The 24,584-nt window shown below is 56.7% G+C and carries 18 protein-coding genes and 1 pseudogene; 13 read left to right on the top strand and 6 right to left on the bottom strand.

Annotation, left to right across the window (positions count from 1 at the left end; genetic code table 11):
• Nucleotides 1-143: 143 nt before the first annotated feature.
• The 4 genes from metA to aceK all read left to right on the top strand — a co-directional run bounded on the left by metA (nt 144) and on the right by aceK (nt 6,079).
• Nucleotides 144-1,073, top strand: coding sequence for a homoserine O-acetyltransferase MetA (metA, locus tag B3X29_RS11660; RefSeq protein WP_103177818.1), 930 nt, complete (start codon nt 144-146; stop codon nt 1,071-1,073).
• A 270-nt stretch (nt 1,074-1,343) separates the two neighbouring features.
• Nucleotides 1,344-2,945 (top strand): malate synthase A, encoded by a 1,602-nt coding sequence (aceB, locus tag B3X29_RS11655; RefSeq protein WP_103177819.1) that lies wholly within the window; start codon nt 1,344-1,346, stop codon nt 2,943-2,945.
• A 32-nt stretch (nt 2,946-2,977) separates the two neighbouring features.
• Nucleotides 2,978-4,282 (top strand): isocitrate lyase, encoded by a 1,305-nt coding sequence (aceA, locus tag B3X29_RS11650; protein WP_103177820.1) that lies wholly within the window; start codon nt 2,978-2,980, stop codon nt 4,280-4,282.
• Nucleotides 4,283-4,351: 69 nt separating this feature from the next.
• Nucleotides 4,352-6,079 (top strand): bifunctional isocitrate dehydrogenase kinase/phosphatase, encoded by a 1,728-nt coding sequence (gene aceK / locus B3X29_RS11645; RefSeq protein ID WP_156653714.1) that lies wholly within the window; start codon nt 4,352-4,354, stop codon nt 6,077-6,079.
• A gap of 81 nt (nt 6,080-6,160) precedes the next feature.
• Here the strand turns inward: aceK and iclR are convergent, their stop codons facing one another.
• Nucleotides 6,161-6,985: a glyoxylate bypass operon transcriptional repressor IclR gene (iclR, locus tag B3X29_RS11640; RefSeq protein WP_103177822.1), complete on the bottom strand. Its 825-nt coding sequence runs from the start codon at nt 6,983-6,985 to the stop codon at nt 6,161-6,163.
• 195 nt (nt 6,986-7,180) lie between these two features.
• Between iclR and metH the strand changes: the two genes are divergently transcribed.
• The 5 genes and pseudogenes from metH to rluF all read left to right on the top strand — a co-directional run bounded on the left by metH (nt 7,181) and on the right by rluF (nt 14,452).
• On the top strand, nt 7,181-10,864 hold the full coding sequence (gene metH / locus B3X29_RS11635; RefSeq protein ID WP_159340277.1) for a methionine synthase: 3,684 nt from the start codon (nt 7,181-7,183) through the stop codon (nt 10,862-10,864).
• 228 nt (nt 10,865-11,092) lie between these two features.
• A complete protein-coding gene (locus B3X29_RS11630; protein WP_156653716.1) occupies nt 11,093-12,724 on the top strand; it encodes a Na/Pi cotransporter family protein in 1,632 nt (543 codons plus the stop codon).
• Between the two features lie 108 nt (nt 12,725-12,832).
• Nucleotides 12,833-13,190 (top strand): annotated as a pseudogene (locus B3X29_RS11625) (type II toxin-antitoxin system RelE/ParE family toxin).
• Nucleotides 13,187-13,525, top strand: coding sequence for a helix-turn-helix domain-containing protein (locus tag B3X29_RS11620; RefSeq protein WP_103177826.1), 339 nt, complete (start codon nt 13,187-13,189; stop codon nt 13,523-13,525). Before B3X29_RS11625 ends, B3X29_RS11620 begins: the two are co-directional and overlap by 4 nt.
• A 51-nt stretch (nt 13,526-13,576) precedes the next feature.
• The gene (gene rluF / locus B3X29_RS11615; protein WP_103177827.1) at nt 13,577-14,452 is read left to right on the top strand and encodes a 23S rRNA pseudouridine(2604) synthase RluF; all 876 of its coding nucleotides are present in this window, start codon (nt 13,577-13,579) and stop codon (nt 14,450-14,452) included.
• Here the strand turns inward: rluF and B3X29_RS11610 are convergent, their stop codons facing one another.
• The 3 genes from B3X29_RS11610 to rtcR form a co-directional block, all read right to left on the bottom strand.
• Nucleotides 14,453-14,725 carry a DUF3811 domain-containing protein gene (locus B3X29_RS11610; RefSeq protein ID WP_103177828.1) on the bottom strand — a complete coding sequence of 91 codons (273 nt, stop codon included), beginning with the start codon at nt 14,723-14,725 and terminating at the stop codon, nt 14,453-14,455.
• Nucleotides 14,726-14,787: 62 nt separating this feature from the next.
• The gene (gene panS / locus B3X29_RS11605; RefSeq protein ID WP_159340276.1) at nt 14,788-15,732 is read right to left on the bottom strand and encodes a ketopantoate/pantoate/pantothenate transporter PanS; all 945 of its coding nucleotides are present in this window, start codon (nt 15,730-15,732) and stop codon (nt 14,788-14,790) included.
• Between the two features lie 111 nt (nt 15,733-15,843).
• The gene (gene rtcR / locus B3X29_RS11600) at nt 15,844-17,424 is read right to left on the bottom strand and encodes an RNA repair transcriptional activator RtcR (RefSeq protein ID WP_290539997.1); all 1,581 of its coding nucleotides are present in this window, start codon (nt 17,422-17,424) and stop codon (nt 15,844-15,846) included.
• 221 nt (nt 17,425-17,645) lie between these two features.
• On the opposite strand from rtcR, the gene B3X29_RS11595 reads away from it, so the two are divergent.
• Together B3X29_RS11595 and B3X29_RS11590 are read left to right on the top strand one after the other, a co-directional pair.
• The gene (locus B3X29_RS11595; protein ID WP_103177831.1) at nt 17,646-18,872 is read left to right on the top strand and encodes an RtcB family protein; all 1,227 of its coding nucleotides are present in this window, start codon (nt 17,646-17,648) and stop codon (nt 18,870-18,872) included.
• A gap of 5 nt (nt 18,873-18,877) precedes the next feature.
• Complete coding sequence (locus B3X29_RS11590; RefSeq protein ID WP_159340275.1) at nt 18,878-19,666, top strand: nucleotidyltransferase domain-containing protein; 789 nt, start codon at nt 18,878-18,880, stop codon at nt 19,664-19,666.
• Nucleotides 19,667-19,698: 32 nt separating this feature from the next.
• Here B3X29_RS11590 and lysC read toward each other — a convergent pair whose 3' ends face one another.
• Nucleotides 19,699-21,048 (bottom strand): lysine-sensitive aspartokinase 3, encoded by a 1,350-nt coding sequence (gene lysC, locus B3X29_RS11585; RefSeq protein ID WP_114388200.1) that lies wholly within the window; start codon nt 21,046-21,048, stop codon nt 19,699-19,701.
• A 304-nt stretch (nt 21,049-21,352) separates the two neighbouring features.
• Here lysC and pgi point away from each other — a divergent pair, with 304 nt between their 5' ends.
• Nucleotides 21,353-23,002: a glucose-6-phosphate isomerase gene (gene pgi, locus B3X29_RS11580; RefSeq protein ID WP_156653718.1), complete on the top strand. Its 1,650-nt coding sequence runs from the start codon at nt 21,353-21,355 to the stop codon at nt 23,000-23,002.
• Between the two features lie 176 nt (nt 23,003-23,178).
• Nucleotides 23,179-23,589, top strand: a complete 411-nt coding sequence (psiE, locus tag B3X29_RS11575; RefSeq protein WP_103825384.1) for a phosphate-starvation-inducible protein PsiE — start codon at nt 23,179-23,181, stop codon at nt 23,587-23,589.
• A 94-nt stretch (nt 23,590-23,683) separates the two neighbouring features.
• Here psiE and malG read toward each other — a convergent pair whose 3' ends face one another.
• Nucleotides 23,684-24,574: a maltose ABC transporter permease MalG gene (malG, locus tag B3X29_RS11570; protein ID WP_032615951.1), complete on the bottom strand. Its 891-nt coding sequence runs from the start codon at nt 24,572-24,574 to the stop codon at nt 23,684-23,686.
• Between the last annotated feature and the right edge of the window lie 10 nt (nt 24,575-24,584).

Here is a 24,584-nt window from a genome sequence, read left to right as displayed (position 1 = left end):
TTCGCCTTACCCGGCCTACGGCTATCCCTTTCTTGAAACTTTCTCACCTTTCACATGCAGACTCGACATTTGCCCGATTCCTGGTTATTGTCAGCTATCTGGATGTCTAAACGTTTATACGTATGCTGTGAGGATGTAAGGTTATGCCGATTCGGGTGCAGGACGAGCTACCAGCCGTCAATTTCTTGCGTGAAGAAAATGTCTTTGTCATGACGGCTTCGCGCGCTACAGGTCAGGAAATTCGCCCTTTGAAGGTGCTTATCCTGAACCTGATGCCAAAGAAGATTGAGACGGAAAATCAGTTCCTCCGCTTGCTCTCAAACTCCCCGCTGCAGGTCGATATTCAGCTGCTGCGTATTGATGCGCGCGAGTCCCGTAATACGCCTTCTGAGCATCTCAATAACTTCTACTGCAACTTTGAAGATATCCGTAACGAAAACTTTGATGGCTTGATCGTTACCGGTGCGCCGCTTGGCCTGGTTGAATTCAACGACGTGGCCTACTGGCCGCAAATCAAGCAAGTGCTGGAGTGGGCCAAAGATCATGTCACTTCAACCCTGTTCGTCTGCTGGGCGGTCCAGGCGGCGCTCAACATTCTGTACGGCATCCCTAAACAAACCCGTACCGAAAAGCTCTCTGGTGTCTATGAGCATCATATTCTGCATCCTCATGCGCTGCTGACTCGCGGGTTTGATGACTCCTTCCTGGCGCCGCATTCGCGCTATGCCGATTTCCCGGCTGCATTGATTCGTGACTACACCGATCTTGAGATCCTCGCGGAAACCGAAGAGGGCGATGCCTATCTGTTTGCCAGCAAAGACAAGCGTATTGCCTTTGTCACCGGTCATCCGGAATACGATCCCGATACCCTGGCGAGCGAATATTTCCGCGATGTGGAAGCGGGTTTAAATCCGGACGTACCGTACAACTATTTCCCGCAAAACGATCCGCAAAACAAACCGCGTGCCACCTGGCGCAGCCACGGCAATCTGCTGTTTACCAACTGGCTTAACTACTACGTCTACCAGATCACGCCGTACGATCTGCGCCACATGAATCCGACGCTGGATTAATCTTCTGACGATCCTCATCCTGTAGCGTTTCAGCTCTCCAGTTAAGGCACCTTTGGGTGCCTTTTTTATTTCCGAAATTAACCCCGTCTGTAGATATATTTTTAAACTCATCTTTATCAGTAAGTTACATAGCATTTTAATTAAAAATGGAAATTGTTTTTGATTTTATCGTAGAGCGAGATAGTCTTAACTCTGCTGAACGAAAACTACACAAGGATCTTTCGTTCGCGTGGGGGAAATAAATTCGGATCAATGACGAGGAGCAGCGCAATGAATCAACAGGCAACCATTATCGATGAACTGTCCTTTACTCAACCGCATGGTGAGCAGGAGAAGCAGATCCTGACCGCCGATGCCGTAGAGTTCCTTACCGAGCTGGTGACCCGCTTCACGCCAAAACGCAATAAATTACTGGCGGCACGCATTCAGCAGCAGCAAGACATTGATAACGGCAAGCTGCCTGACTTTATTTCGGAAACTGCTTCCATTCGAGAAGGGAACTGGACGATCCGCGGTATCCCGCAGGATCTGCAGGACCGACGCGTTGAAATCACCGGCCCGGTAGAACGCAAGATGGTGATCAACGCGCTGAACGCCAATGTGAAGGTCTTTATGGCCGATTTTGAAGATTCACTGGCACCCGACTGGAATAAAGTGATTGATGGGCAGATCAACCTGCGTGATGCGGTTGATGGCACCATCAGCCACACCAACGAAGCGGGCAAAATCTACCAGCTTAAGCCCAACCCGGCGGTACTGGTTTGCCGCGTACGTGGCCTGCATTTACCGGAAAAGCATGTCACCTGGAACAATGAGGCGATCCCCGGCAGCCTGTTCGATTTTGCGCTCTACTTCTTCCATAACCATAAAAACCTGCTGGCAAAAGGCAGCGGACCTTACTTCTATCTGCCAAAAACCCAGTCATGGCAGGAAGCGGCCTGGTGGAGTGAGGTCTTTAGTTACACTGAGGACCGTTTTGAACTGCCGCGCGGCACCATCAAGGCCACGCTGCTGATTGAAACGTTGCCTGCGGTCTTCCAGATGGATGAGATTCTGCATGCCCTGCGTGACCACATTGTTGGTCTGAACTGTGGCCGCTGGGATTACATCTTCAGCTACATCAAGACCCTGAAGAACCACCCGGATCGCGTTCTGCCCGATCGTCAGGTGGTGACGATGGATAAATCTTTCCTCAATGCCTATTCGCGTCTGCTGATCAAAACCTGCCACAAACGCGGCGCCTTCGCGATGGGCGGAATGGCAGCGTTTATTCCCAGCAAAGACAGCGAACGTAACACCCAGGTGCTGAATAAAGTGAAGGCTGATAAAGAGCTGGAAGCCAGCAACGGCCATGACGGCACGTGGGTGGCGCACCCCGGCCTGGCAGATACCGCCATGGAGGTGTTCAACCGCATCCTGGGCGATAACAAAAACCAGCTGCACGTAACCCGCGAAGATGATGCGCCCGTTACCGCTGCACAGCTCCTCGAGCCGTGCGAGGGCGAGCGCACCGAAGAGGGGATGCGCGCCAACATCCGCGTGGCCGTGCAGTACATCGAAGCGTGGATCTCCGGTAACGGCTGTGTACCGATTTACGGTCTGATGGAGGATGCCGCCACCGCCGAGATCTCCCGCACCTCTATCTGGCAGTGGATCCATCATCAGAAAACGCTCAGCAACGGCAAGCCCGTCACCAAAGCCCTGTTCCGCCAGATGCTGTCGGAAGAGATGCTGAACATTCAGGAAGAGCTGGGCGAGCACCGCTTCAGCAGCGGCCGCTTCGACGCCGCCGCGCGCCTGATGGAACAGATCACCACCTCAGATGACTTAATCGACTTCCTGACGCTGCCGGGCTACCGCCTGCTGGCCTGATTTCACCACATAACAATATGGAGCATCTGCACATGAAAACCCGTACCCAACAGATCGAAGCATTACAGAACGAGTGGACTCAGCCGCGCTGGGAAGGCATTGAACGCCCTTATAGCGCTGAGGATGTGGTGAAGTTGCGCGGCTCGGTAAACCCGGAATGCACCCTGGCGCAGCTGGGTGCCGCCAAAATGTGGCGTCTGCTGCACGGCGAGTCGAAGAAAGGCTACATCAACAGCCTCGGCGCGCTGACCGGTGGCCAGGCGTTGCAGCAGGCGAAAGCGGGCATTGAAGCGGTCTATCTGTCAGGCTGGCAGGTGGCGGCAGATGCCAACCTCGCGTCCAGCATGTACCCGGATCAGTCCCTCTATCCGGCGAATTCCGTCCCGGCCGTGGTGGAGCGAATCAACAATACCTTCCGTCGTGCGGATCAGATCCAGTGGGCATCCGGTATTGAGCCAAACGATCCGCGCTTCGTAGATTACTTCCTGCCGATTGTGGCCGACGCCGAGGCGGGCTTTGGTGGGGTTCTGAATGCCTTTGAGCTGATGAAATCGATGATTGAAGCCGGTGCAGCGGCTGTCCATTTCGAAGATCAGCTGGCGTCCGTGAAGAAGTGTGGACACATGGGCGGCAAAGTGCTGGTTCCGACTCAGGAGGCGATCCAGAAACTGGTAGCTGCCCGTCTGGCCGCTGACGTCATGGGCGTCCCGACGCTGGTGATTGCCCGTACCGATGCCGATGCCGCAGATCTGATCACCTCCGACTGCGACCCTTACGACAGTCAGTTTATTACCGGCGAACGCACCAGCGAAGGGTTCTACCGTACCCATGCCGGCATTGAGCAGGCGATCAGCCGCGGTCTGGCGTATGCTCCCTATGCTGACCTGGTGTGGTGCGAAACCTCCACCCCGGATCTGGCGCTGGCGAAACGCTTTGCCGATGCCATCCATGCGAAATACCCGGGCAAGCTGCTGGCCTACAACTGCTCGCCCTCCTTTAACTGGCAGAAAAACCTGGACGATAAAACGATCGCCAGCTTCCAGCAGGAACTGTCGGAGATGGGCTACAAATACCAGTTCATCACCCTGGCCGGCATTCACAGCATGTGGTTCAACATGTTCGACCTGGCGCACGCCTACGCGCAGGGCGAGGGCATGAAGCACTACGTCGAGAAGGTCCAGCAGCCGGAGTTCGCGGCAAGCCAAAAGGGCTATACCTTCGTCTCGCACCAGCAGGAGGTGGGAACAGGCTACTTCGACAGAGTGACCACCATCATTCAGGGCGGTGCCTCCTCCGTCACCGCCCTGACCGGGTCGACCGAAGAAGCGCAGTTCTGATAACGGAAACGCCCGGTGGCGCTGCGCTTACCGGGCCTACGGTTCTGTTTCCTGGGGTGAGGGACATCTATGTCGCGTGGCCTGGAATTGCTGATTGCGCAGACCATTTTGCAGGGCTTTGATGCTCAGTATGGCCGTTTTCTGGAAGTGACGGGCGGGGCGCAGCAGCGCTTCGAGCAGGCAGACTGGCACGCCGTGCAGCAGGCCATGAAACAGCGTATTCATCTCTACGATCATCATGTGGGTCTGGTGGTAGAGCAGCTGCGCTGCATCACCGGCAGCATCGATATCAATGCCGCTTTTTTGCTGCGGGTGAAAAGCCATTACACCCAGCTTATGCCGGACTATCCGCGCTATGAGATTGCAGAAAGCTTTTTTAACTCCGTCTACTGTCGGCTGTTTGATCACCGCTCGCTGTCACCGGAGCGGCTTTTTATTTTCAGCTCTCAGCCGGGGCAACGTTTCCGCACCCTGCCGCGTCCGCTGGCGAAAGATTTCTATCCTGAACAGGGATGGGAGGCGTTGTTAACCAAAGTGTTAGCCGACCTTCCCCTGCGCCTGCCGTGGCAAAATCGCCCTCGAGATGTCGGGTATATCATCGCCCATCTTTGCGAAACGCTCGGTGCAGACAACCTGCGCAACTGCCATCTGCAGGTGGCTAACGAACTTTTCTACCGCAACAAAGCCGCCTGGCTGGTGGGGAAACTGATTACCCCGGGCGCCACGCTGCCGTTTTTACTGCCCATTCACCGCAGCGATGAAGGTGAACTGGTGGTGGATACCTGCCTGACTACCAGCGCCGAAGCGAGCATTGTTTTCGGCTTCGCCCGTTCCTACTTTATGGTTTACGCCCCCCTGCCAGGCGCGCTGGTGGAGTGGCTGCGTGAGATCCTGCCCGGTAAAACCACCGCTGAGTTGTATATGGCGATAGGGTGCCAGAAACATGCGAAAACCGAGAGCTACCGGGAATATCTGCACTATATCACCCATGCGGATGAGCAGTTTATCGAGGCGCCAGGCATTCGCGGCATGGTGATGCTGGTCTTTACCCTGCCGGGTTTTGACCGGGTGTTTAAGGTGATAAAGGATAAATTCGCCCCGCAGAAAGAGATGTCTGCCGCCCATGTGCGCGCCTGCTACCAGCTGGTTAAGGAGCACGATCGCGTCGGGCGCATGGCGGATACCCAGGAGTTTGAGAATTTTGTTCTCGATAAGCGACAGATTGCGCCGCAGCTGATGGCGCTGTTGCTCCAGGAAGCGCCAGAAAAAATCAGCGATCTGGGGGATAAAATCGTCATCAGCCATCTCTACATTGAACGGCGCATGGTGCCGCTCAATATCTGGCTGGAGCAGTCAGAGGGGCAGGCGCTGCACGATGCGATTGAAGAGTACGGCAATGCCATCCGGCAGCTGGCGGCAGCCAATATCTTCCCGGGCGACATGCTGTTTAAAAACTTTGGCGTCACCCGTCACGGGCGGGTCGTATTCTATGACTACGACGAAATCTGCTACATGACGGAAGTGAATTTTCGTGAAATCCCGCCGCCGCGCTACCCGGAAGATGAGCTCGCCAGCGAGCCGTGGTACAGCGTCTCGCCGGGGGATGTCTTCCCGGAGGAGTTTCGCCACTGGTTATGCGCTGACCCGCGTATCGGAGCTCTGTTTGAAGAGATGCATGCCGATCTGTTTCGCGCCGATTACTGGCGTGGCCTGCAGACCCGCATTAAGAACGGGCATGTGGAAGATGTTTATGCTTACCGGCGTAAGCAGCGGTTTAGCGTGAAGTATGCGGCTTAACGCCGGGTGGCGGCTGCGCCTTATCCGGCCTACAGAGTTTTGTAGGCCCGTGCAAGCGTAGCGCCGCCGGGCATTGAAGACTTAACGAATCCCACCATACGCCAGCGTCACCTCTTTCGCCGCCTTAATCACCAGCGCTCCCAGCTCTGTCACCCGGTCGTCGGTCATGCGTGAGATAGGCCCGGAGATGGAGATAGCGGCAAACGGCTCGCGGTGCTCATCATAAATGCAGGCGGCAATACAGCGCAGGCCGAGAGCATGCTCTTCATCATCGAAGGAGTAGCCACGCTTGCGCGTCAGGGCTAAATCCTCTTTCAGATGGACCGGTGATACCAGCGTGGCATGGGTATAGGCGTGTAAACCTTTGCGGTGCAGCAGACCCGTTACCTGCTCTTCGCTGAGCTGGGATAAAAACGCTTTTCCCGCCCCGGAGGCGTGCATCGGCAGCTTGCCGCCAATCGGGGCCGACATGCGCATCAGTTGGGTACACTGCACCTGGTCGATAATAATCGCCTGGTGATCGCTCTGATCGAGCACCGCCAGGTTGACCGTCTCGCCGGAGTCTTCCATCAGCTTGCGCAGGATCGGATGGACAATGGCGAGCAGGTTACGGCTCTGCAAAAAGCTGCTGCCGACAATAAACGCGTGGGCACCCACGGACCAGTGCCCGAGCTCGCCCACCTGACGAACAAAGCCCAACTGCTGCATAGTGGTCAGCAGGCGATGGGTGGTGGAGTTTGGCAGACCTGCCTGCTGGGCCAGCTCCGTTAGCGCCACGCTGCTGTGCGACTCGGCTATCCATTCAAGGAGCTTTAACCCCCGTGTCAGGGACTGGACTTGACCGCCCGCCTGGGCGGTCGCGGCGGCGGGTTTTCTGCCGCGTTTAGCGGGAACGGTGGCGACCATGGCAGGCTCCTTTTTTCTGTATCGTGGAAATCATTTTCGTTTTATTTGGATGTTTTGCAACCGTTATCCTGACTGATCGGATGAGTCATGCTGAACATGTCTCATGTTACCGCGGTGTGACTTTTCCCCTTAGCAAGATTATGCCAGTATGGACTGCTGGCCTTTTGGCCTGGTTGAGCGTTGTCGGGAGCAAGTGTGAGCAGCAAAGTAGATCAACTGCGTGCGCAGTTAAATGAACGCATTCTGGTACTGGATGGCGGTATGGGCACCATGATCCAGAGCTATCGTCTGAGTGAAGACGACTTTCGCGGCGACCGTTTCGCCGACTGGCCCTGCGATCTGAAAGGTAACAATGACCTGCTGGTACTCAGCAAGCCAGAGATTATCGCCGCCATTCACTACGCCTATTTCGAGGCGGGTGCGGATATCGTTGAAACCAACACCTTTAACTCGACAACCATCGCCATGGCGGATTACGAGATGGAATCCCTGTCGGCGGAGATCAACTACGAGGCAGCGAAGCTGGCCCGCGCCTGCGCCGATGAGTGGACGGCCCGCACGCCAGAGAAACCGCGCTATGTGGCGGGCGTACTTGGCCCGACCAACCGCACCGCCTCTATCTCGCCGGATGTGAACGATCCGGCTTTTCGTAATATCACCTTTGACCAGCTGGTGACCGCGTACCGCGAGTCCACCAAAGCGCTGGTGGAAGGCGGTGTCGATCTGATCATGATTGAAACGGTCTTCGATACGCTCAACGCCAAAGCCGCCATCTACGCGGTGAAAGAGGAGTTCGAAGCCCTGGGTGTCGACCTGCCGATTATGATCTCCGGCACCATCACCGATGCCTCTGGCCGTACCCTTTCCGGGCAGACGACCGAAGCCTTTTATAACTCCCTGCGCCACGCCGATGCGCTGACCTTTGGTCTGAACTGTGCGCTGGGGCCGGACGAACTGCGCCAGTATGTGCAGGAGCTGTCGCGCATCGCGGAGTGCTACGTCACTGCCCACCCGAATGCCGGTCTGCCAAACGCATTTGGTGAGTACGATCTCGATGCCGCCACCATGGCGGCGCAGATCCGCGAGTGGGCTGAATCCGGGTTCCTGAATATCGTCGGCGGCTGCTGCGGCACCACGCCAGAGCACATTGCTGCCATGAGCAACGCGGTGGCGGGCCTGGCACCACGTAAGCTCCCCGACCTGCCGGTGGCCTGTCGACTGTCTGGTCTTGAGCCGCTGAACATTGGCGATGAGAGCCTGTTTGTGAACGTTGGCGAACGTACCAACGTGACCGGCTCCGCGAAGTTCAAACGCCTGATCAAAGAAGAGAAGTACAGCGAAGCGCTGGACGTTGCCCGCCAGCAGGTTGAGAGCGGGGCGCAGATTATTGATATCAACATGGATGAGGGGATGCTCGACGCCGAAGCGGCGATGGTGCGTTTCCTCAACCTGATCGCCGGTGAGCCGGACATTGCCCGCGTGCCGATTATGATCGACTCCTCGAAGTGGGAAGTGATCGAAAAAGGGCTGAAGTGCATTCAGGGTAAGGGGATTGTTAACTCCATCTCCATGAAAGAGGGGGTTGAGCCCTTTATCCATCACGCGAAGATGGTGCGCCGCTACGGTGCCGCCGTGGTGGTGATGGCCTTTGACGAAGTGGGCCAGGCGGATACCCGTGAGCGCAAAATTGAGATTTGCCGCCGCGCATACCAGATTTTGACCGAAGAGGTCGGCTTCCCGCCGGAAGACATCATCTTTGACCCGAACATCTTCGCCGTCGCCACCGGGATTGAAGAGCACAATAACTACGCCCAGGACTTTATCGGCGCGTGTGAAGACATCAAACGTGAGCTGCCGCATGCGCTGATCTCCGGCGGTGTCTCGAACGTGTCGTTCTCGTTCCGCGGCAACGACCCGGTACGTGAAGCGATCCACGCCGTATTCCTCTACTACGCCATCCGCAACGGGATGGACATGGGGATCGTCAACGCTGGCCAGCTGGCGATTTATGACGACCTGCCACTGGAGCTGCGCGACGCGGTTGAGGATGTGATCCTGAATCGCCGCGACGACGCCACCGAGCGCATGCTGGAGCTGGCCGAAAAGTATCGCGGCAGCAAAGCTGATGACAGCGCCAACGTTCAGCAGGCGGAGTGGCGTACCTGGGATGTGAAAAAACGCCTCGAATATTCGCTGGTAAAAGGGATCACCGAGTTTATCGAGCAGGATACCGAAGAGGCCCGCCAGCAGGCCACGCGCCCGATTGAAGTGATCGAAGGGCCGCTGATGGACGGCATGAACGTGGTTGGCGATCTGTTCGGCGAGGGCAAAATGTTCCTGCCGCAGGTGGTGAAGTCCGCCCGCGTAATGAAGCAGGCTGTAGCGTATCTGGAGCCGTTTATCGAAGCCAGCAAAGAGAAGGGCTCCAGTAACGGCAAGATGGTCATCGCCACCGTAAAAGGCGACGTGCATGATATCGGCAAAAACATCGTCGGCGTGGTGCTGCAGTGTAATAACTACGAGATTATCGATCTGGGCGTGATGGTGCCGGCGGAGAAAATCCTCAAAACCGCACGCGAAGTGAATGCCGATCTGATTGGCCTTTCCGGACTGATCACCCCGTCGCTGGATGAGATGGTCAACGTGGCAAAAGAGATGGAGCGCCAGGGCTTTACCCTTCCGCTGCTCATTGGCGGGGCGACCACCTCAAAAGCGCATACCGCGGTGAAGATTGAGCAGAACTACAGCGGGCCGACGGTCTACGTGCAGAACGCCTCGCGCACGGTTGGCGTGGTTTCGGCGCTGCTGTCCGAAACCCAGCGCGACGACTTTGTTGCCAGAACCCGCAAAGAGTATGAAACGGTGCGCATTCAGCACGGGCGTAAAAAGCCGCGCACCCCGCCGGTAACGCTGGCTGCGGCGCGGGATAACGACCTGGCCTTTGACTGGTCGAGCTATACGCCGCCGGTCGCCCATCGCCTCGGCGTGCAGGAGGTGACGGCCAGCATCGAGACCCTGCGCAACTACATCGACTGGACGCCGTTCTTTATGACCTGGTCGCTGGCCGGGAAGTACCCGCGCATTCTGGAAGATGAGGTGGTAGGCGAGGAGGCGAAGCGCCTGTTTAAAGACGCCAACGACCTGCTCGACAAGCTCAGCGCCGAGAAAACCCTTAACCCGCGCGGCGTGGTGGGGCTGTTCCCCGCTAACCGCGTAGGCGACGATATCGAAATTTATCGCGATGAGACGCGTACTCACGTGCTGACCGTAAGCCATCATCTGCGTCAGCAGACCGAGAAGGTCGGGTTTGCCAACTACTGCCTGGCCGATTTCGTCGCGCCGAAGCTGAGCGGTAAAGCGGACTACATCGGTGCCTTCGCCGTGACCGGCGGGCTGGAGGAGGACGCGCTGGCGGAGGCCTACGAAGCGCAGCATGATGATTACAACAAAATCATGATCAAAGCGATTGCCGACCGTCTGGCCGAGGCGTTTGCGGAATACCTGCACGAGCGGGTGCGTAAGGTGCACTGGGGTTACGCGCCTACTGAGAATCTCAGCAATGAGGATCTGATCCGCGAGAACTACCAGGGGATCCGTCCGGCGCCAGGCTACCCGGCCTGCCCGGAGCATACCGAGAAAGGCACTATCTGGCAGCTTCTGGATGTCGAAGCCCATACCGGCATGAAGCTCACCGAGTCCTTCGCCATGTGGCCGGGTGCATCGGTTTCCGGCTGGTACTTCAGTCACCCTGACAGCAAATACTTCGCCGTGGCGCAGATCCAGCGTGACCAGGTGGAAGATTATGCCCTGCGTAAAGGGATGAGCGTGGCGGAGGTGGAGCGCTGGTTAGCGCCAAACCTCGGCTACGACGCCGACTGACCTGACTGCGCCGCCGACGGTCAGGGCCCGGCTCACGTCACGTTTCCTTACAACAAACAGGGCACCCAATGGGTGCCCTGTCTCTTTCTTACATTTAAGCCCTTATACTGGAAGAAGGCTCAGCGATCCGCGCCACAACGTAGGCCGGATAAGGCGTAGCCGCCATCCGGCAATACCGCGCGCAATGAGCCTCAGGACAACGCATAACGAAAAGGAGAACCTGTATCCGTGCTGACTCTGCTACATCTGCTTTCTGCCGTGGCGTTGCTGGTCTGGGGCACCCATATTGTCCGTACCGGCGTAATGCGCGTTTTTGGCGCCCGCTTACGTACCGTTCTCAGCCGCAGCGTTGAGAAAAAGCCGCTCGCGTTCTGCGCAGGCATTGGCGTCACCGCGCTGGTGCAAAGCAGTAATGCCACCACCATGCTGGTCACCTCGTTTGTGGCCCAGGATCTGGTGGCGCTGACGCCTGCGCTGGTGATTGTTCTCGGTGCCGATGTAGGGACCGCGCTGATGGCGCGGGTATTGACCTTTGATCTCTCCTGGCTGTCGCCGCTGCTGATCTTTATCGGCGTGATATTTTTCCTTGGCCGTAAGCAGACCCGGGCCGGACAGCTGGGGCGCGTGGGGATCGGCCTTGGGCTGATTCTGCTGGCCCTGGAGCTGATCGTTCAGGCCGTCACCCCCATTACGCAGGCGAGCGGCGTCCAGGTTATCTTCGCTTCGCTGACCGGCGACATCATGCTGGATGCGTTGATTGGTGCGGTGTTTGCGCTTATCAGCTACTCCAGCCTGGCGGCGGTACTGTTAACCGCGACCCTGACCGCGGCGGGGATCATCTCCTTCCCGGTCGCCCTCTGTCTGGTGATTGGTGCGAACCTTGGCTCCGGCCTGCTGGCGGTACTAAACAACAGCGCCGCCAATGCCGCAGCGCGCCGCGTAGCGCTTGGCAGTCTGCTGTTTAAGCTGGTGGGAAGCCTGATTATTCTGCCGTTCGTTAAGCCGCTGGCGGACCTGATGGATAACCTGTCGCTGCCGGAATCGGAGATGGTCATCTACTTCCACGTCTTCTATAACCTGGTGCGCTGCGTGGCGATGGTGCCCTTTGCTGGGCCAATGGCGCGCTTCTGTGAACGTATCATCCGTGATGAACCGGAGCTTGATACCCGTCTGAAACCGAAACATCTTGATACCAGCGCGCTGGATACCCCGGCGCTGGCACTGGCCAATGCCGCCCGCGAAACGCTGCGCATGGGCGATGCAATGGAGTTAATGCTGGAGGGGCTGAAAAAGGTGGTGCATGGCGAGCCGCGGGAAGAGAAAGCGCTGCGTAAACTCGCCGACGATATCAACGTGCTCTATACCGCCATCAAACTCTATCTGGCGCGGATGCCAAAAGATGAGCTGGCGGAAGAGGAGTCCCGCCGCTGGGCGGAGATCATCGAAATGTCGCTCAACCTGGAGCAGGCCTCCGATATCGTCGAGCGCATGGGGAGCGAAATCGCCGACAAATCGCTGGCGGCCCGCCGGGCATTCTCCCTGGAAGGGGTTAAAGAGCTGGATGCACTGCACGATCAGCTGCTCGCTAACCTTAAGCTGGCGATGTCGGTCTTTTTCTCCGGCGACGTACCCAGCGCCCGCCGTCTGCGCCGTAATAAACACCGGTTCCGTATTCTCAACCGTCGCTATTCCCACGCGCACGTTGACCGTCTGCACCAGCAGAACGTGCAAAGCATTGAGACCAGCTCCCTGCACCTGGGGCTGCTTGGCGACATGAAGCGCCTTAACTCCCTGTTCTGCGCGGTGGCTTACAGCGTCATGGAGCAGCCGGATGAGGACGATGATCGGGATGAGTATTGATCTGGAAAGCGCCTCGCAGAACGGAGCGGCGAGGCGTGAGTAAACACATCGCCTGGTTTAATGTTATGCCATGGATGATATGTATAAAATTTTATACAGGGATGTGTTATGCTGCCAGAAAGACCGACCCTGCGCCCGATAGCCTGGGTAGGGAGTGCGTTCGATGATTTGCTCTGTTTTCCCGAAGAGGTCCGCCGGGAGGCTGGCTATCAGTTGCACCGCCTGCAGGCAGGGTTAGAGGCGGCAGACTGGAAGCCAATGACAGAGATTGGCAGAGGCGTGGAAGAAGTCAGATTGCGCAGTAGTTCAGGGGCTTACCGTATCCTCTACCTGGCCCGTTTTGAAGAGGCTGTTTATATCCTGCACTGTTTTATAAAAAAAAATCCGACGTACATCCGAGCACGATAAGCGTATCGCGAAAGCGCGTTTTCAGAGCGTAATGGAGGAGCTAAGGAGTGGAAAATGAGTCAGGCCATTGATTGTAAAATTCGCCATATCACCCCTACAGAGGCAAATATTTTTGCCGAACTCGGCTTTAACGAGCATGAATCTAAACATCTGCAGGAGGATGCCCAGAAAGAAGTCGAACAACTGTTGCTGCTTAAACGACAGCTGATGCAAGAAATTTCAGCATGGATTGCTGAGCATAACCTTCGTCAGGCGGACGCCGCGGAGAAGCTCAATGTCTCACGACCGCGTGTGTCAGATGTCGTGAATCTTAAAACCAGCAAGTTTACTCTTGATACCCTGGTGATGATGCTCAGCAAACTTGGGAAACCTGTCTCAGTGACGGTAGGCTGATCTTTTTACCAGCCGAAACCTAAGGTATATTTCGCCTCTACAGGAGAAATTATGCTGCCAACTCAATCCACCCGATTAAACAAATACATTAGCGAGAGCGGGATCTGCTCGCGCCGCGAGGCTGATCGTTACATCGAACAGGGCAACGTGTTTATCAACGGTAAACGCGCCACCATTGGCGATCAGGTCGTTCCTGGCGATGTGGTCAAAGTGAATGGTCAAACGATCGAGCCCCGTAACGCAGAAGACCTAGTGTTTATCGCGCTGAATAAACCGGTTGGCATTGTCAGTACCACGGAAGATGGCGAGCGTGACAACATCGTGGATTTCGTCAACCACAGCAGCCGTATCTTCCCGATTGGCCGCCTGGACAAAGACTCCCAGGGGTTGATTTTCCTCACCAACCACGGCGATCTGGTGAACAAGATCCTGCGTGCCGGTAACGACCACGAAAAAGAGTACATCGTCACGGTTAACAAACCGGTGACGGACGACTTTATCCGCGGCATGGGGGCAGGCGTTCCGATCCTCGGCACGGTGACGAAAAAGTGCAAGGTGAAGAAAGAGGCGCCGTTCGCGTTCCGCATTACCCTGGTTCAGGGGTTAAACCGGCAGATCCGCCGCATGTGCGAATATTTCGGTTACGACGTGACGAAGCTGGAACGTACGCGCATCATGAACGTCAGCCTCTCCGGCATCCCGCTGGGCGAGTGGCGCGATCTGACCGATGATGAACTGATTGAGCTCTTTAAGCTGATTGAGAATTCATCCTCGGAAGCAAAACCCAAAGCCAAAGCCAAACCGAAAACCCAGGGCATCAAACGCCCGGTGGTTAAGGCTCCGCAATCGGAAGAGAAAAGCCGGGCGAAGCCTGCCGGAAACGGAAAGCGCTTTACGTCGCCAGGCCGTAAAAAGAAAGGGCGCTAATCAGCGCCTTCCACGGGTTGGGGTATTCGCCGACCAGGAAAACGTCGCCTCTTTATCTACTTTATAAGCCTGCTCTTTTCGAAGTTTGCGGGCTTTTTTGGCATCCAGCTCACGCTGCGCCATCAGTTTGTCGATGTACTCTTTTTTGAGGTGATTGGTTTCGGCGTTGGTCAGCAGACGGCCATGGGCGATACGCGCGCGGTCGAGCAGAGTTTTCAGTTCGCGCTGCTCGCTTTCCGTCATCTCTTTCTGGGTCAATCTTGGTGTGGACATACCTGAAGCCTCCTGTGAAAGAGGCTTCAGTGTAAAGCATGCCTTCGCTGCGGCGAAGTGAATTAACCTTCCTTCACCACATCGCTTTTCTTTTGTCCCTCGAGCGGCTTACCCGACCAGTAACCCGCCAGCAGCGAGCCGGAAAGGTTATGCCATACCGAGAAGAGCGCGCCCGGCAGCGCAGCCAGCGGCGAGAAGTAAATTTTGCCGAGGGCCGCGGCCAGGCCGGAGTTCTGCATCCCCACTTCAATCGCCAGCGTGCGGCAGGTGGATTCGTCAAAGCCGAACAGCTTCCCGCCCCAGTAGCCGCCCATCAGGCCAATAATGTTGTGCAGCACCACGGCGATAATCACCACAAAACCGACAGAGGCAATATGCGCCGCAGAACCGGCGACCACGGCGCTGATGATCGCCAGAATGCAGACCATGGAAAACGCCGGCAGGTACGGCTCAACGGCTTTCACCAGCCGTGGGAACAGATGATGAATCACCAGCCCCAGCGCAATCGGGATCACCACGATTTGCAGAATGCTCAGGAGCATTCCCATCACATCCACCTGAATGTGGGCATCCACATACAGACGGGTCAGCAGTGGAGTGGCGACCACGCCAACCAGGGTGGAGACGGAGGAGATAGTCACCGACAGCGCCACATCTCCTTTCGCCAGATAGATCATCACGTTGGAGGCGGTACCGCTGGCCACGCTGCCCACCAGCACCATCCCGGCGGAGAGGTCTGGCGGCATCTTAAAGGCGATAGCGAGCGCCCATGCTGCCAGGGGCATCACCAGATAGTGCAGAAAGATCCCCGCCGCGACCGGGGCGGGACGTGACAGGACGCGTTTAAAATCGTCGATTTTCAGGTGCACGCCCATGCCGAACATAATCAGCATCAGCAACGTAGTGACCCACGGGCCGACAGGGGTAAACGTGGTGGGCGTATAATAGGCTATAACAGAGAGCAGCAGCGCCCATAGCGGGAACAGCCGGGTGATGGCGGATAACATACAGATTCCTTGCGATTTGTTGTGTTGTGTCGTTATTAAAAAAGCCGGGATCGAGCCCGGCTTAGAGGTATTGTTTATCGTGCTAAGTAATTTTGTTCAATCAAATAATATTCATGATCGCTGACGTACGCTCTCCCAGCTCAGGCCAAAGCGGGCCAGATATTTGCGGAGCCTGTCGGCATCGTTAGGATTCGCTTTTTTCAAACGCGAGACGGCAAAAAGTTCGCGTCCGGCCTCAGACAAGGAGGCACTGCGGCGACATACCTCCAGCACGGTTTCCAGTTGACGCAAATCGAAAAGGTCGATCGCCATTTCTGCCGTAGCCGGTAGCGAAACAGCCTGCCAGTCACTAAGCAGACGGGCAATTTCCTCCTCAACCAATGCCAGCGTGATGCGACCCTGCTCGGCAAGCGTGGCCATTCGCGCCACAGAAGAGCCCAGTTCACGAAAGTTACCGCGCCATAACGCCTGCGGAGAGTCAGCAAAACGCAGATAGCGCTCGCGCGCCTCTTTGTCGAAGCGAACCTGAGATTGTGCTTCGGTCGCAAAGCGTTGCAGTTCGTACTCCACGTTGGGGGCGATATCTTCCCGGCGCTGCGCCAGGCCGGGCAGGGCAAAACTCCACATATTGATACGGGCGTAGAGATCTTCGCGAAAACGACCTTCCGCCACCCACTGGCGCATATCCCGGTGCGTGCCGGCAATCAGCTGAAAATCGCTCCTGACCTCTTTATCGGAGCCAAACGGGAAGAAGGTTTTTTCTTCGATAGCTTTTAACAGCATGGCCTGTTCATCGAGACCCAGTTCGGCAATCTCATCTAAGAACAGCACGCCGCCGTCGGCCTCACGCAGCAGCCCGGCGCGGGCGGCGACTGCCCCGGTAAATGCCCCTTTAACATGGCCAAAAAGAGTCGACATGGCGTTGTCGCCCCGCAGCGTAGCGCAGTTTACCGCCACCAGCCTGCCGGAAAGCTGATGACGAGATTGCTTAAGCTGGTAAATACGATTGGCGAGAAACGATTTTCCGGCCCCCGTTGGGCCAGTCAGCAGGAGAGGAGCGGTTGAGCGCAGCGCCACACGCTCAATCTGATCGATCAGGGCGTTGAAGGTGGCATTGCGGGTATCAATCCCGGCTTTCAGGAACGAAACGGATTCCTGCTGTTCACGCTGAAAGCGGCTGGTCAATGTGGCATAACGGCTTAAATCCAGGTCGATGATCGAATAACGTCCGACGGGGACGGCCTCTTCTGGCGCCTCCCTGCTGGCAGGGCCGGTCTGGATCAGGCTGGCGGGGAGATACCGCGCTTCGGTCAGCAAAAACCAGCAAATCTGCGCCACGTGCGTGCCGGTGGTGATATGGACCAGGTACTCTTCATGTTCGGTGTCAAACTGATAGCGTGTGGCGAAGTCGAGGAAGGCGGCGTAGACCTCTTCAAAATCCCAGGGATCGGCTATGGTGACGGGACATGCGCGCACGGTGGTATGTGGGGAAAGCTGGCTGATATCTTCCGTTATCTGTTCCGCCATCCCCCGGTCCTGCGGCTGGTGGAGTAGTTCAAGCCTGTCGACGGGGAGATCGGGCTGCAGACAAAGTGCGACCGTTGGGCGCCATTTACGTAAGCGGTTAGCCCGCTTGCCGCCCTTATCCATCACCGTACCCAGTACCCCAATAACCACTCGCCGCTTTTTCATGTTTATCCTGAAAGATAAAAACTGATATTGAAAGATAAAAATATTCTGTGGATTAAGCAATGTCCGTGAAGGGCTTCTAAGTTAATTTCATTTTAATCAATGAGATATATTTAATCGGTGCTGGCTGTACCTTTTGGCACGCTTCTGGCAATACCTGTTACTAACAGACAAAGTAAATGGGTTGGCCGTGAAAGTTTCAGGCGACCCTGAGGGTGAGTACCATGAAACAGACTGATTTTGATGTTTTAAGCGCGCAGCACAGCGCACCGGTAAAAATGTGGACGCACGGGGTGCCCGTTGAGCCAGAGGCGCGCGAACAGTTGCTCAATACCGCAAAGATGCCGTTTATTTTTAAGCATCTGGCGGTGATGCCGGATGTGCATCTCGGAAAAGGCTCCACCATTGGCAGCGTAATCCCCACTAAAGGGGCGATCATTCCCGCGGCGGTGGGGGTGGATATTGGTTGCGGGATGATTGCCGTGCGGACATCTCTGCTGGCAGGCGATCTGCCGGATAACCTTCACGGACTGCGCAGCGCCATTGAACAGGCGGTGCCGCACGGGCGGACCAACACCCGCTCCCGTCGCGACAAGGGAGCATGGGCAAAGACGCCGGATGAGGTGGATAACCACTGGGCCCGGCTGGCGCCGCGCTTCAAACGGCTGACGGATAAATATCCGCAACTGCTGAAAACCAATAACCATCAGCATCTGGGGACGCTGGGCACCGGGAACCACTTTATCGAGATCTGCCTGGATGAGCAGCAACGCGTCTGGGTCATGCTGCACAGCGGTTCGCGTGGCGTGGGCAATGCCATCGGCAACGTGTTTATCACGCTGGCGCAGAAGGATATGCAGCAGCATATTGCCAACCTGCCTGACAGAAACCTGGCCTATTTCCAGGAGGGGAGCCGGCACTATAACGACTACATCGAAGCCGTGGAGTGGGCACAGGATTTTGCGCGCCATAACCGCGAGGTGATGATGTCCCGCGTGCTGGCCGCGCTCTCGCGCATTGTGCCAAAGCCTTTCCTCACGCAGCAGGAGGCGGTGAATTGCCATCACAACTATGTCCAGAAAGAGCGTCATTTTGGTGAAGAGGTTCTGGTGACGCGCAAAGGGGCGGTGTCGGCGCAGAAGGGCGAGATGGGGATCATCCCCGGGTCGATGGGGGCGAAAAGCTTTATCGTGCGCGGCCTGGGCAATGAAGAGAGCTTCTGCTCCTGCAGTCATGGGGCAGGGCGGGTGATGAGCCGCACGGCGGCCAAAAAACGCTTCACCGTTGCCGATCAGGTTCGTGCCACGGCCCACGTCGAGTGCAGAAAAGACAGCGAGGTCATCGATGAGATCCCGATGGCCTATAAAGATATCGATGCCGTCATGGCGGCGCAGGCGTCGCTGGTCGAAATCGTCCATACCTTGCGCCAGGTGGTCTGTGTAAAAGGATAAAAGAGATGGCTGATAACGGTGTAGATGCCGCCATGCGCGAGCGCGTGCGGCAGCAACTTAACGAGATAGAGCAACGGTTCAATGTGTCCGTGCTGTACGCCTGTGAGTCGGGCAGCCGGGGCTGGGGCTTTGCGTCGCCGGACAGCGATTATGACGTGCGCTTCCTGTATGTGCATAAACCTGACTGGTATTTGCGCGTCGAACCGCAGCGGGATGTGATCGAGCTGCCCATAGACGACGAACTGGACATAAGCGGCTGGGAGTGGCGCAAGGCGCTGGGTTTGCTGAAAGCGGCCAACCCCACGCTTATCGAGTGGCTGGATTCGCCGGTGGTCTATCAGCAGAGCGACACGGTAATCACGGAGCTGCGCGCGCAGGTACCCGCCTGGTTTTCACCCGTGCGTGCGCGCTGGCACTACTACTCTATGGCGCGTAAAAACTTCCGCGGTTATTTACAGGGCGAAGAGGTGCGGCTGAAGAAGTACTTTTACGTCCTGCGTCCGCTGCTGGCAGTGCGGTGGGTGGAGGCCGGAAAAGGGATGCCGCCGATGCGTTTTGCTGAACTGCTGGCGGGAAGCGAGCTTGATGCGCCATTACGTCAGGAAATCGATGCCCTGCTGGCAATAAAACAGCGTGCCGGGGAAGCGCAATATGGTCCCAGACGCCCTTTGCTGCACGCTTTCATCACCCAGGAGCTGGCGCGGGGCGAAAACCCGCCCACGCTGCCGGACAGCCGTCATGGCAAGTTAGCCTCGCTGGATGCGCTGCTGATGAGAACGGTGCTGGCAGGATAAAAAAAGGGCCCGGTTGTCCGGGCCCTTTTTTGTTATTCAAACAAGTTATGATGCAGTTTCTGCACGACCTGCTCGGCTTCATGGCCTGGTACCAGGAAGCAGAGGTTGTAGCTGGATGCGCCATAGCAAATCATGCGGATGTTAAACGGATCCAGCACGCCAAACACCTCTTTGCCCACGCCGCTGGCGCGGGACAGCTCGTTACCGATGATCGCCACCAGGGCGAGATCTTCTTCCACCTCGACGCGGCACAGCTCAGAGAGCTCCATCAGCAGAGATTGCGTCAGTAGGGTATCGCCGGTGGAGGTTGAGCCGGTGGTGTCCAGCGTCAGGGCGATGTTCACCTCTGAGGTGGTGACCAGATCAACCGAGATGCTGTGGCGCGCCAGAATGCTGAATACCTCGGCCAGGAAGCCGCGGGAGTGCAGCATGCTCAGGCTGTGCAGGGTCAGCAGGGTCTGCTTGCGACGCAGGGCGATGGCGCGGAACAGCGGTGGGTTTTCGGTGGTGTTGCACACCATGGTGCCGCCCGCTTTTGGATCCTTGCTGGAGCCGACGAACACAGGAATGTCGCTGCGCACTGCCGGCAGTAATGTCGCCGGGTGCAGCACTTTCGCGCCGAAGGTCGCCATCTCGGCGGCCTCTTCAAAGGCGATCTCGTCAATACGTTTTGCCGCCGGCACCACGCGCGGGTCGGTGGTGTAAATGCCCGGCACGTCCGTCCAGATATCCACGCGGGAGGCGCGCAGCGCCTCGCCCAGCAGGGCTGCGGTGTAGTCGCTGCCGCCACGGCCCAGCGTGGTGGTGCGGCCTTTCGCTTCGCTACCGATAAAGCCCTGGGTGATGACAATCCCCTCCGCCAGGCGCGGCGCCAGCTGTTGGGTGGTTAGCTCGGCAATGGCCTCAATATCCGGCTCGGCACGGCCAAAGCGATCGCTGGTGCGCAGCACTTTACGCACGTCAAACCACTGCGACTGAACGTTACGCTCGCGCAGCACTTCGACAAACAGCAGGGTCGACATCAGCTCACCGTGGCTGACCAGCTCGTCGGTCAGGGCGGTGGAGGTGGCCAGAGAGGCGGCTTCGGCCAGGGTGATGATATTTTCCAGCAGGCGCTCAATCTCTTCGCTGATGACGCTCGGATCGCGCAGACGGCTAAGGATATCGAACTGAATTTTGTGCAGCGCTTCCAGCTTCGCCTGGCGCTCGCTCGCTTCCAGCCCTTCTGCCAGGGCTACCAGCAGATTAGTGACGCCCGCCGAAGCGGACAACACCACCAGCCGGGTATTCGGATCGGCCAGCACCACATCGGCGCTGCGGTTCATGGCATCAAAATCGGCCACGCTGGTACCGCCAAACTTGGCGACAACAAAACTCGTCATAACAACCTCGTGTCAGGGAAGGAAAAAAGCGACCATGGCACAAGGACAAAATAGTTTTATCGGTGCAGGCGCAAATACCGTGTGTATAAATAAAATGTGCAGGGGATCCTGTCAACGCTGGGATTATGCGGATTTTTCATGCTGCATTCCATATGAGAAACAGGACTTATAACAGCTATACTTTTGGAGCTTTTGCACTGCACTTGATGCAAGCCAGGCCAATGGCATAAAAACCATCACAATTTTTAGCGGCAGAGGCTACAATCGACCGAGGTCACAATTCTCAATTCAGAAGAGTATTGCTATGAAAAATATCAACCCAACGCAGACTGCAGCCTGGCAGGCATTACAGAAACACTTTGATGAGATGAAAGACGTTACTATCGCGGAGCTGTTCGCGAAAGACGGCGATCGTTTCAATAAGTTCTCCGCGACGTTTGACGATCAGATGCTGGTCGATTTTTCCAAAAACCGCATCACTGAAGAGACGCTGGCAAAACTGCAGGATCTGGCGAAAGAGACCGATCTGAGCGGTGCCATCAAGTCCATGTTCTCTGGCGAGAAGATCAACCGTACTGAAGATCGCGCCGTACTGCATGTTGCACTGCGTAACCGTAGCAATACTCCAATCATCGTTGACGGCAAAGATGTGATGCCTGAAGTGAACGCCGTGCTGGAAAAGATGAAAACCTTCTCGGAAGCAATCATCTCAGGTCAGTGGAAAGGCTACACCGGCAAACCGATCACCGATGTGGTGAATATTGGTATCGGCGGCTCCGACCTTGGCCCATTCATGGTGACCGAAGCGCTGCGCCCGTACAAAAACCACCTCAACATGCACTTTGTCTCTAACGTCGATGGTACTCACATCGCCGAAGTGCTGAAAAAAGTGAACCCGGAAAGCACCCTGTTCCTGGTGGCGTCCAAAACCTTCACCACCCAGGAAACCATGACCAACGCCCACAGCGCGCGCGACTGGTTCCTGCAGAGTGCCGGTGACGAGCAGCACGTGGCGAAACACTTCGCGGCGCTCTCCACCAACGCTAAAGCGGTCGGCGAGTTCGGCATCGACACTGCCAACATGTTCGAGTTCTGGGACTGGGTTGGCGGTCGTTACTCCCTGTGGTCCGCTATCGGTCTGTCCATCATCCTCTCCGTGGGCTACGACAACTTTGTTGAGCTGCTCTCCGGCGCGCATGCGATGGACAAACATTTCTCTACCACTCCGGCGGAGAAAAACCTGCCGGTACTGCTGGCGCTGATCGGTATCTGGTACAACAACTTCTTTGGTGCAGAAACCGAAGCGATCCTGCCGTACGACCAGTACATGCACCGTTTCGCAGCCTACTTCCAGCAGGGCAACATGGAATCCAACGGTAAATACGTTGACCGTAACGGCAACGCCGTGGATTACCAGACCGGCCCAATCATCTGGGGTGAGCCAGGCACCAACGGCCAGCACGCGTTCTACCAGCTGATCCACCAGGGCACCAAAATGGTACCGTGCGATTTCATCGCCCCGGCTATCACTCATAACCCGCTGTCTGACCACCATCCGAAGCTGCTGTCGAACTTCTTCGCGCAGACCGAAGCGCTGGCGTTCGGTAAAGCGCGTGACGTGGTTGAGCAGGAGTATCGCGATCAGGGTAAAGATCCGGCGACCCTGGATCACGTGGTGCCGTTCAAAGTGTTCGAAGGCAACCGTCCAACTAACTCCATCCTGCTGCGTGAGATCACCCCGTTCAGCCTGGGCGCGCTGATTGCCCTGTATGAGCACAAAATCTTCACCCAGGGCGCGATCCTGAACATCTTCACCTTTGACCAGTGGGGCGTTGAGCTGGGCAAACAGCTGGCTAACCGCATCCTGCCTGAGCTGGGTGACAATCAGGATATTAGCAGCCACGACAGCTCTACCAACGGTCTGATTAACCGTTATAAAGCCTGGCGCGCATAATTCTGCTGCGGTCTGTCTGCCCGGTGGCGCTACGCTTACCGGGCCTACAAAACCCCCGTAGGCCGGGCAAACGGAGTGCCGCCCGGCAGATCTGCACAAAATATAAACAAAAAATATAGATCCCCGTCACATTTTTGCGTTATACAGGAATCTCGTCCCGGAGAATGAGGTGCTGTATGACATCCCTGACTCGCCCGCGTGTTGAGTTTATCTCAACCATTCTGCAGACCGTGCTGAACCTGGGTCTGCTGAGCCTTGGCCTGATCCTGGTCGTCTTCCTCGGTAAAGAGACGGTGCATCTGGCTGATGTGCTTTTCGCCCCTGAGCAAACCAGCAAATACGAGCTGGTTGAAGGGCTGGTGGTTTACTTTCTCTACTTCGAATTTATCGCCCTGATCGTCAAGTACTTTCAGTCTGGCTTTCACTTCCCGCTGCGCTACTTTGTCTACATTGGTATCACCGCGATTGTGCGACTGATCATCGTCGATCATAAATCGCCCCTCGACGTGCTGCTCTACTCGGCGGCTATCCTGCTGCTGGTGGTCACCCTCTGGCTGTGCAACTCGAAGCGACTGAAGCGGGAATAAAAAAAGGGCGGCCCGAGGGCCGCCGAAAACAGTCACAAGTTTGGATCAAGACATCAAGGCAAAGTTGAGGGTTGCAGTGGAATAACAATGAAACTTAACCTTTCACGCCTCCCGCGGTCAGGCCGTTCACCAGCCAGCGCTGGGCCAGCAGGAAGACGACGGTGATCGGGATAGCGGAGAGGACAGCGGCTGCGGCAAAGTCGCCCCACAGATAGTTTTGCGGGTTGAGGTATTGCTGCATCCCTACCGCCAGGGTGTAGCTGTTCACATCACGCAGCAGCAGTGAGGCGACCGGCACTTCGGTAATGGCGGCGATAAACGACAGAATAAAGACCACCGCCAGAATCGGCACGGAGAGCGGCAGCAGCACCAGGCGGAACGCCTGCCACGGGGTGGCGCCATCCAGCGACGCGGCCTCTTCCAGCGAGTTGTCGATGGTTTCGAAATAGCCTTTGATGGTCCAGACGTGCAGCGCAATCCCGCCGAGGTAGGCGAAAATCACCCCACCGTGGGTGTTCAGACCGATAAACGGCACATACTGGCCGAGGCGGTCAAACAAGGCGTACAGCGCCACCAGGGACAGGACTGCCGGGAACATCTGGAAAATCAGCATCCCTTTCAGCAGCGTCGCTTTCCCTTTGAAGCGCATACGGGCAAAGGCGTAGGCGCAGGTGGTGGAGAGCGTCACGATACCGATGGCGGTGATGGTGGCGACTTTCACCGAGTTCCACAGCCACAGCAGCACCGGGAACGGCGGCGGGGTGACGCGGCCATCAGCATGTTCCACGCTGAAGCCCAGCGCTAACTTCCAGTGCTCCCAGGAGATTTGCTCCGGGATCAGGCTACCGGTGGCGAAGTTACCCGAACGCAGGGAGATGGCGATAACCATCAGCAGCGGGAACATGATTGCCGCGATAAAAATCAGCAGACCCAGGTGGGTGATCAGTAAACGTAATTTCTGCGATTTGGGTTGGACCATAGCCATTTTCAGTACC

Origin of the sequence: Leclercia sp. UBA5076 (assembly GCF_002416465.1) — a bacterium.
In the GTDB taxonomy this organism is placed as follows: Bacteria; Pseudomonadota; Gammaproteobacteria; order Enterobacterales; family Enterobacteriaceae; genus Enterobacter.
This window is presented reverse-complemented; position numbering and strand designations above follow the sequence as displayed.